9 protein-coding genes are annotated in these 8,462 nt (G+C 59.4%); 4 read left to right on the top strand and 5 right to left on the bottom strand.

Annotated elements, in window-relative coordinates; genetic code table 11:
• Together AAAC48_RS08095 and AAAC48_RS08090 are read right to left on the bottom strand one after the other, a co-directional pair.
• A partial coding sequence (locus tag AAAC48_RS08095; protein WP_340653693.1) for a DUF1365 family protein occupies positions 1-638 on the bottom strand: 638 nt, incomplete at its 3' end.
• Positions 635-1,957, bottom strand: coding sequence for an NAD(P)/FAD-dependent oxidoreductase (locus AAAC48_RS08090; protein WP_340653692.1), 1,323 nt, complete (start codon positions 1,955-1,957; stop codon positions 635-637). The genes AAAC48_RS08095 and AAAC48_RS08090, both read right to left, overlap by 4 nt.
• Positions 1,958-2,227: 270 nt before the next feature.
• On the opposite strand from AAAC48_RS08090, the gene AAAC48_RS08085 reads away from it, so the two are divergent.
• The 4 genes from AAAC48_RS08085 to AAAC48_RS08070 all read left to right on the top strand — a co-directional run bounded on the left by AAAC48_RS08085 (position 2,228) and on the right by AAAC48_RS08070 (position 5,253).
• On the top strand, positions 2,228-2,773 hold the full coding sequence (locus AAAC48_RS08085) for a sigma-70 family RNA polymerase sigma factor (protein WP_340653691.1): 546 nt from the start codon (positions 2,228-2,230) through the stop codon (positions 2,771-2,773).
• Between the two features lie 6 nt (positions 2,774-2,779).
• Positions 2,780-3,427 (top strand): ChrR family anti-sigma-E factor, encoded by a 648-nt coding sequence (locus tag AAAC48_RS08080; protein ID WP_340653690.1) that lies wholly within the window; start codon positions 2,780-2,782, stop codon positions 3,425-3,427.
• A 3-nt stretch (positions 3,428-3,430) separates the two neighbouring features.
• A complete protein-coding gene (locus tag AAAC48_RS08075) occupies positions 3,431-4,288 on the top strand; it encodes an alpha/beta hydrolase (protein ID WP_340653689.1) in 858 nt (285 codons plus the stop codon).
• Positions 4,289-4,455: 167 nt separating this feature from the next.
• On the top strand, positions 4,456-5,253 hold the full coding sequence (locus tag AAAC48_RS08070; protein ID WP_340653688.1) for a DUF1295 domain-containing protein: 798 nt from the start codon (positions 4,456-4,458) through the stop codon (positions 5,251-5,253).
• 6 nt (positions 5,254-5,259) lie between these two features.
• Here the strand turns inward: AAAC48_RS08070 and AAAC48_RS08065 are convergent, their stop codons facing one another.
• Genes AAAC48_RS08065 through AAAC48_RS08055 form a run of 3 tightly spaced genes read right to left on the bottom strand, consistent with a single transcriptional unit; the run spans position 5,260 to position 8,359 of the window.
• Positions 5,260-5,673, bottom strand: coding sequence for a DUF2177 family protein (locus AAAC48_RS08065; RefSeq protein WP_340653687.1), 414 nt, complete (start codon positions 5,671-5,673; stop codon positions 5,260-5,262).
• A gap of 44 nt (positions 5,674-5,717) precedes the next feature.
• Positions 5,718-7,343 (bottom strand): cisplatin damage response ATP-dependent DNA ligase, encoded by a 1,626-nt coding sequence (locus AAAC48_RS08060; protein WP_340653686.1) that lies wholly within the window; start codon positions 7,341-7,343, stop codon positions 5,718-5,720.
• Positions 7,343-8,359, bottom strand: a complete 1,017-nt coding sequence (locus AAAC48_RS08055) for a ligase-associated DNA damage response exonuclease (RefSeq protein WP_340653685.1) — start codon at positions 8,357-8,359, stop codon at positions 7,343-7,345. The genes AAAC48_RS08060 and AAAC48_RS08055 overlap by 1 nt, the downstream gene beginning before the upstream one ends.
• Between the last annotated feature and the right edge of the window lie 103 nt (positions 8,360-8,462).

Here is an 8,462-nt window from a genome sequence, read left to right as displayed (position 1 = left end):
CTGAATTCGCGGCGTGTGCCGCCAAACACTGTGGCAATGATCAAGCCCTCCGCGTCACTGCCATTGACGACGAGCAAGGCAACTTCATCGGGCAGCGTGATGGTGAAATCATAGCGCAATCCCATCTCCATGAAAGGCGAGACATAGAATTCCTTGACGCATCTTTGATGCAGTGGGCCGCTCCCGTTGCGGGTACCCTCCAAAGGAAAGACATAGCTATGGCGCTGCCCGAATGTGTTGTCGACCTCGTAGATCAGCGCGGTCAAATCGCCAGCCCTGTCATAACAGAAGTAAACGCTGAGCGGATTGAACACATAGCCGAAAATCCGCGGCATCGACATCAGGCGGATGGCGCCGCCGTCCGGCGTCATCCCGGCAGAGCGCAGATGATTTTCGACGTAGGCGCGCAGTTGCAAGGCGCCATTGCCGGCCTTGGACTTGTTGCCGTGATCCCCGTCGAAGAAGCTGAAGACATTGAAACGATTGCGGGAAAACAGCCTGTGCGCCTGGGCAATCCGATCGATTTCGTCAATGTCGAACAGCATGTAGAACATACGGTAACGCAGGAAATGGCTCTTTGGGCGCAACCGCTTGTGTGTGACCTTGCCTACATAAATCGCGGAGCGAAACGCGGTCATGCTGCGACCTCTATCCTGTTCGTGAGCGGCGCGCGACAGATGCGGGACGATTCGTTCTCGACTGTCCATGGACGGTGCACGCCGTCAAGATCTTCTGCGACGGCAAGACCGGACTGCAGCCCATCCTCATGAAAGCCCGCGCCGAAATAGGCCCCGCAGTACCAGGTGTTGCGCTCACCCTGTAACTGCCAGAGCTGTCTTTGCGCTTGCAGGGCCCGGCCATCGAACACCGGATGGGCATAGGTCTGCGTATGCAGTACCTTGCCGGGCTCCGGCAAATGGCGCGGATTGAGCGTGACGAAAAATTGCCGATCTGTCGCCAGGGGCTGAAGCCTGTTCATCCAGTAGGTGACGCAAAGCTGGCTTGCACAATTCGCTTCCCGGCGCTCCCCGAGATAGTTCCAGCTCGACCAGACCGCACGCCGCTTCGGCATCAATGATTCATCGCCGTGCAAGACGGCCCGGTTGACCGAATAGCGAAAGGCGCAAAGCAGGTTCTTCTCCATTGGCGATGGATCGCTGAGCATCGCCAGCGTATCGTCGGCATGGCTCGCCATGACCACATGATCGAAGACGCGGCTGACACCGCGAACGTCTGTTACCGTTACATGATTGCCGGAACGGCGAACCGACGTCACGCCGCAACTGGTCTTGACGCGATCCTTGTAGCTTGCCGTCAGGCGCTCGACATAGACGCGGCTTCCGCCCTTGACCGTGCGCCATCGCGGCCGGTCGGCGAGCTTCAACAGGCCGTGGTTATCGCAGAAGCGGATAAAAGCTTCTGCTGGATATTCGAGCAAGGTCGAGGCTGGCGCCGACCAGATGGCGGCAGCCATCGGCAGGAGATGATCATCGCGAAAGGCCCGGCCATAGCCTTCACGCTCGAGGAATTCACCGAGCGCCAACAGGCCGAGCTTGCCCGCATGCGATGGCGTTTCGCGGTAGAAACGCAGGAGATCGCGCAGCATCAGCCAGAACCGCGGATTGAACAGATTGCGCTGCTGGGCGAAGAGGCCGGAGAATCCCGTACCTGAATATTCAAGCCGGCCGCCATCGAGCGAGACGGCAAATGACATGTCCGACGCCGCGGTCTCAATGCCGAGATAGTCGAAAAGTGCCGTTAGGTTCGGATAGGTGTGCTCGTTGTAAACGATGAAGCCGGTATCGACCGGTACGGGTCGAGGCCCAGCGGCGATGAACGTGTTGCTGTGGCCGCCTACGCGCCCTTCCCGCTCATAGACTGTGATGTCGTGGTTTTGCGACAGGAGCCATGCGGCTGACATGCCCGAAATGCCCGACCCTATGACAGCGATTTTCAACGATAATCTCCCGAGTGATCATGTGGAAACAAGCAGCGTGAAGAATGATCAGGCGTTGTTTCTCATCGCTTCAGTGAATACGTTGGAGATACGGGATTGGATCATGGATAGTTTCAATTGATCCGATCGCCGTGCATCTGCGTATAGAGCGGTATGAATGACATCGGGACCTTCGCTTTTGGCAGTTTCGAGGCCATGTGGCAGAGGCAGCTTCGTCGCACGCTTCGTCGCGCCGAACCAAACGCTGTCAACGGGCGTTGTGTCCGCACGATGACAGAACAGGCAGACTATTCAGCGCGGATCATTCGTATCGCCCGGTATGGAGACAAGGTGGCATTTGCGGAGCTATTCAGCTTCTATGCGCCGCGGATCAAGGGCTTATTCATGCGTGGTGGTTTGGCGGTCGGACAAGCTGAGGAACTGGCACAGGAGACGATGCTGATGGTCTGGCGCAAGGCGGCGCTCTTCGACCCTGCCAAGGCGTCGGCTTCGACCTGGATATTTACGATTGCCCGCAATTTGCGCATCGACGCCATTCGCCGAGAACGCTATCCGGCGCAATATCTGCTTGAGGATGCGGAACCCGAACTTGAACCGTCGCCTTCCGACGGGCTCCTGAAGGCCGAGAGTGAGGCACGTATCCGTACTGCGATCAGGTCGCTTTCGCCTGATCAGGTGGCCGTAATCCACCTCCACTATTTTGATGACAAACCCCACAGCGAGATTGCCCGGACGCTGGATTTGCCGCTCGGAACGGTCAAGTCGCGGTTGCGGCTGGCCATGCTGCGCTCGCGCGGCCTGCTGGGTGAGGAATGAACCACCATGACCCATCGCCCTTCCGATGATGTCCTGATCGCCTATGCGGCGGGTACCCTGCCCCAGGGTCCGGCGCTGGTCGTTGCCGCACATCTCGCCCTCTGTCCGGATAGTGCCGAGCGCGTGCGCCAGTTCGAGGCCTTCGGCGGCGCCGTGCTTGAACAGGCACCAGTGGCGGAGGTATCCGATGACGCGCTGGAAAAGACATTGGCCAGTCTCGACAGTTACGGCCCGGCGCAGGTGCTGCCACGTGGCAATTGGCTTGCCGATCTGCCGGAAGGCATGACCCTGCCCGCACCGCTCGAACATTATGACATCGGTAGGTGGAAGTTCCTGTCGCCCGGCGTCCAGTGGGGTTCGATCGGCAAGGGCGGACCGGCCCGTAGCCGGCCGATGCTGCTGCGCGCCAAGCCGGGCATGGTTCTGCCGGAGCACACGCACTCGGGAACGGAATACACGCTCGTACTGAAAGGCACGCTGCGCGACGCCACTGGCGATTACCATGTCGGGGACTTGATTGTTGCCGATGCCAGTCTCGAACATCAGCCCGCCGCGGGCCGTGACGACGAATGTATCTGCCTCGTCGTCGTCGATGGCCGGCTGAGGATGAAGAGCCTGTTGGGGCGGATGGTCCAACCGCTGTTGGGGTTCTGACCGTTGCGGGCGGCCTATGCGATCGCTGCGATGGCATTGATCGGCTTTGCGCTGACCGCCTGTTCGCCCGGGCGGGTGCTGAATCTTGCGACTTCGTCCAATGGCGCCAGGGTCGAGAAGAATATCGCCTATGGTGCGGGTCCCCGGCGCACCCTCGATGTCTTTGCGCCGAGGGATGTGCGAAACGCGCCGGCAGCCGTGTTTTTCTATGGCGGCAGCTGGCAGAATGGCGACAAACAGACCTACCAGTTCGTGGCGTCGGCGCTCGCGGCTAAGGGAATCGTTACCATCGTTCCCGACTACCGGGTTTACCCGGAAGTGCACTTTGAGGGGTTTCTCAACGACGCCGCGAAAGCAGTGCGCTGGACGCGGGATCATGCGCGGCACTATGGCGGCGACCCGTCGAAGCTTTTCCTCGTTGGCCATTCGGCGGGCGCCTACATTGCCGCCATGTTGGCACTTGACGACAAATGGCTCCGCAGGCACGACATGTCGCCCGCTCGCGATCTGAAGGGCTTCGTCGGCATCTCCGGGCCCTATGATTTTCTGCCATCGAACGACGAGAAAATCACTGACATTTTCAGCACGGCGAAGACAGAAAGTCAGTCCCAACCCGTGAATTATGCCAGCGGCAAGAGACCGCCAGCGCTGCTGCTTCACGGCACGACCGATACCACTGTCTATCCGCGTAACAGCACCGAGCTTGCAGATAAATTGCGTGCTGCCGGTAGTCCGGTCGAGATCAAGCTTTATCCGGGTGTCGGCCATCTCGGTATTATCGGCGCCATGGGTTCGCCCATGCGCTTCGTCGCGCCAACGTTGGAAGACACGGCACATTTCATACGGGTGAAGAGCCACTGATATTCAAACAGAATGAAAGCTGACATTCGGTGACAAAGACTGGCGAATCGAAAGCAGGAAACAAATGGATTGATCCGGTTTCAATATCTTGGCGTATGGTATGTTCGTGAGTCGCTTGCCGTTTCCGGAGCAGCGTTCAGCGCCAAGATCGAAGAGGGTTGATCTGGATGTCAGCGGTTTCCATTCTGATAAGCGCGGCCATTGCCATGTCGGCTGTCATGTCGGCGGCGTGGGTCATGCAAAACACCACCGGCAATAATGGCTGGGCCGATGTGTTTTGGCCTTTCGGCGTCGGCGTGATCGGAATCACTGCTGTGCTGACCTCTAACGACATGGTTTCTCCGGCGCGGAAATATCTGGTCGTCGCGCTGCTGGCCGCCTGGTCGCTGCGGCTCGGAGGTCATATTTTCCTCAGGACCCTGAACAGGCACGACGATCCGCGCTATGCCCGGTTGCGCAAGCAATGGGGCGCGGGCGCCAATTCGCGCATGTTCTTCTTTCTGCAAAGCCAGGCTTTTGCCGGGATCATCCTGATTATCAGCATCTATATCGCAGCTGCGCGCCCGGATGTTGAGCTGGAGTTTCCAGACTATCTCGGGGCGCTGATCATGCTGGTTGCCCTGGCGGGCGAAGCAATCGCCGACTGGCAGTTAAAGCGCTTCGCCGGCAACCCGGCCAATCGCGGCAAGATTTGCGACGTCGGTCTATGGCGCTGGTCGCGACATCCGAACTACTTTTTCGAATGGCTGGGCTGGACGTCATACGTGCTTATTGCCGCGGATTTCGACGGCGATTATCTGCATGGCTGGCTGACGCTCGCCGCGCCCGTACTGATGTATATGCTGCTTCGTCATGTTTCCGGTGTGCCGCCACTGGAGGAGCACATGATCGCATCGCGGGGCAACGCCTTTCGCGACTATCAGCGCCGGACGAGTATTTTCTTTCCTGCGCCGCCGATTTCGTGACGCCGGCTACTGCAATCTGGATAGCGCCCAGCCCGTGACGAGGAAGCTCAGCGTGGCAGCAAGACCGGAGGCGAATGTACCCCAGGCCATGTCTACGACTGTCACCACTGTCGACCATTGTTTCAGCGTAGCCTGGCTGGTGAGATCATAGGTGGCATAGGCTATGAAGCCGAAGAGCGCACCATAGATCAACGCCGTGGTCCAGCGGCCAGTTTCCAGCGCCGGACTTACAGCGAAGGTGACGATGCCGGCGACGTAGAGCAGATAGAACAGGATTGCCGGGGGGTAGCTCACCGCGCTTGCCATGATATCCGGGATGCGCGAACGGTAAAAGCTCGTGGCCATCATGCTGAGCCAGATGAAATCGAGCACGAAGAAAATGATTGCCGTCGAGAGATAGGCAGACACGTATTTGAGCATCAAGCGTTCCTTTCTGCTCTATACGCGGATTGGTTGGGGATGGATCAATCTGCAGTTTCAGAACCGCGTAGCAGGGCTTCCAGCGTTTCCAGCCGGTCTGCCTCGATCGGCGGCTTGTCCCAACGCAGGCGCGAGATGCGGGGAAATCGCATGGCGACGCCGGACTTGTGTCGCTTGGAGCGGTTGAGCCCCTCGAAGGCGACTTCCAGAACCAGGCCATGTTCGGGCTCGGCGCGCACGGACCTCACCGGTCCGAAACGCTCGGTCGTATTGTTGCGCACGAAAGCGTCGAGCTGTTTCAGTTCATCGTCGGTAAAGCCGAAATAGGCCTTGCCCACAGGAACCAGATGCGGCCCTGTTTCCGGTCCGGTCCACACGGCGAATGTATAGTCCGAATAATAGCTCGACCGCTTGCCATGACCGCGCTGTGCATAGACAAGCACGGCATCGATGGTGAAGGGATCGCGCTTCCACTTGAACCATGGCCCCTTGGGCCGGCCAGGCACATAGGCGGAGCAGCGTTGCTTCAGCATCAGTCCTTCGATGATCGGATGCGGCGGGTTCTTGCGCAATTCGACGAGGTCTTCGAATGTCGAATAGGACACGAGCGGCGATAGGTCGAAGCGCGTCGGTTCGAGCTGTTTGACGAAATTTTCCAGCCGGGTGCGGCGCTCGGCGAAAGGCAAGGCGCGGATGTCTGCCTCGCCGTCGAAAAGCAGGTCGTAGAGACGGACAAATGCCGGATGACTTTCCAGTTGCTTGGCGGAGACGGTCTTGCGGTTGAGACGCTGCTGCAGATCGCCGAAGGCGCCGATCTCAACGCCTGAATCGGCGCTGCGCGCGACCAGCAATTCGCCGTCAAGCGTCCCTTCGAACGTCATGAAATCGGCAATATCGGGAAAGGCGTGGGAAATATCGTCGCCAGTGCGCGAATAGATACGGCGTTGCCCATCCTCAGCGGTCAGTTGCACCCGGATGCCGTCCCATTTCCACTCGGCGGCATAATCCTCGGCATTTACCTTCGAGTAGTCCGGTTCTTCGAGCGGTGTCGAGAGCATGACCGGACGGAAAGGTGCAGCGGCGAGGCTCTGCGGCTTGCCGGCCCTGTTTTCGAGCCAGGCGAACAGCGGTTCATAGGGCGGCTTCAGACCATGCCAGAGTTCTTCGATCTCGGTGACATCGACGTCGCCAAATTGCGCCAGCGCCTGCTTGGCAAGCCGCGCCGAAACGCCGATGCGCAACCCGCCAGTGACGAGTTTGAGCAAGGCATAGCGCGCAGACGCATCGAGCTGATCCAGCCATTTTTCGACAAGCCGCACTGCGTCGCTGCGCGAGGCGCGCGCCAGCGAGGTGACGATATCGCCGAGCATTGGCACTGCATTGGCCCGGATCGGCTCGTCCGTCGACCAGACCAGTGAAATGGTTTCCGCAAGATCGCCGACGTAATCATAGGAATAGGCAAAGAGTTGCTCGTCCATGCGCTCGGCGATAAGGCCGCGGATCATTGCCGGCTTGACATTGGCAATGTTGAGATCGCCAGTAAGGGCGGCAAGGGCAAGGCCGCGATCCGGATCTGGCGTATCGCGAAAATAATCGACCAGCAGCGTGAGCTTGCCGTTTCGGGCTGGTGTCAAAACCAGGCGGTCGAGGAGTTGAGCGAACTCTTCCATCAATCGCCCTCGTCTTCATAGCCGACGAGGTGTAGTGGCCGCGCCGCAAAGCCTTTGAGATCGCACCAGCGTACGAGGGCTTCTTCGCGCCCATGGGTAACCCAGACCTGGCTTGGCCCGAGTTCGGTAATCGTGCCGGTCAACTCGTCCCAATCGCAATGGTCGGAAAGAATGATCGGCAGTTCCACCCCCTGCTGGCGTGCCCGCTGGCGAATGCGCATCCAGCCGGAAGCGAAGCAGGAAACGGGATCGGGAAAGCGCCGCGCCCAGCGATCGACAAACGCGGCGGGCGGCCCAATGACGACAGCGCCAGCGAAATCCTGCACGCTGCCGGTTTCGACGGTCGCGGATGCCAGAGGTCCGAGATCGATGCCTTGCGACTGGTAGTAGTCGCACAGTTTGGCCAGAGCGCCGTGAATATAGATCGTCCGGCCGTAGCCGGCGTCGCGCAACATGCGGATGACACGCTGCGCCTTGCCGAGCGCATAGGCGCCGACGAGATGCGAGCGTTCGGGAAACTGGTCCACCGATTTCAAAAGCTTGGCGATCTCGTCGCGGCTATCCGGGTGGCGAAACACCGGCAGAGCGAAGGTCGCCTCGGTAATGAAGACATCGCAGGCAACAGGTTCAAAGCCGAGGCAGGTCGGGTCGGCGCGGCGCTTGTAGTCGCCCGAAGCGACAATGCGCATGCCATCCTTCTCGACCGCGATCTGCGCCGAACCGAGCACATGGCCGGCCGGATGAAAGCCGACGCTGACACCGTTTATTTTGACGGTCTTGCCAAGTTCGGCAGCTTGCATTTCGCCGGCAAAATTCGCGCCGTAGCGCAGGCCCATAATGTCGAGCGTCTGCTGCGTCGCCATTACCTTTTGATGGCCGGAGCGTGCATGATCCGAATGACCATGGGTGATCAACGCACGATCGACCGAGCGCACCGGATCGATATAGAAATCTCCCGCCGGCGAATAGAGACCGGCCGGCGTTGAGCAAAGGAGAGCTTCGGGGCGGTTCAGCAAGGCGATCCTCGAGTTTAACACCTAACGAATGTAGGCCGCATTTGGCTCCGTGCAATCCTGACAAACAATGTCTTGGCGCTTTGAGGCCGCACCACTACATTCG

The organism is Phyllobacterium sp., from assembly GCF_037994405.1.
Lineage (GTDB): Bacteria > Pseudomonadota > Alphaproteobacteria > Rhizobiales > Rhizobiaceae > Phyllobacterium.
This window is presented reverse-complemented; position numbering and strand designations above follow the sequence as displayed.